At 68.5% G+C, this 429-nt stretch carries 1 protein-coding gene; it reads left to right on the top strand.

Translation table 11 applies throughout. From position 1 onward, the window contains the following. The coding region (eda, locus tag KHA85_RS20355) for a bifunctional 4-hydroxy-2-oxoglutarate aldolase/2-dehydro-3-deoxy-phosphogluconate aldolase (RefSeq protein ID WP_213186692.1) at window positions 1-376 on the top strand (376 nt) is incomplete at its 5' end. Window positions 377-429: the final 53 nt, after the last annotated feature.

The raw sequence follows: 429 nt of genomic DNA, 5'->3' as shown, positions 1-429 counted from the left end.
GTTCGCCATCAGCCCGGGGCTGACCGACGAGCTGCTCAAGGCGGCCACCGCCGGGTCCATTCCGCTTATTCCGGGCATCAGCACCGTTTCCGAACTGATGCTGGGCATGGATTACGGCCTGCGCGAGTTTAAATTCTTCCCGGCGGAAGCCAACGGCGGCGTAAAAGCGCTGCAGGCGATCGGCGGCCCGTTCCCGCAGGTGCGCTTCTGCCCGACCGGCGGCATCTCGCCGGACAACTACCGCAGCTATCTGGCGCTGAAAAGCGTGCTGTGCATCGGCGGCTCCTGGCTGGTGCCGGCGGACGCGCTGGAAAGCGGCGACTACGCGCGCATCACCGAACTGGCGCGCGTCGCCGTCGCGGGCGCCCAGGCCTGATTTACATCGCAGCGGTGGCGGCCGGCAGCGCCGCCCCGCTGCGCTGGCTGAAC

The sequence above is a fragment of the Dietzia massiliensis genome, assembly GCF_018390595.1.
GTDB lineage: Bacteria > Actinomycetota > Actinomycetes > Mycobacteriales > Mycobacteriaceae > Dietzia > Dietzia massiliensis.
The sequence above is the reverse complement of the archived record's forward strand: the minus strand, read 5'-3'. Positions and strand labels throughout refer to the sequence as shown.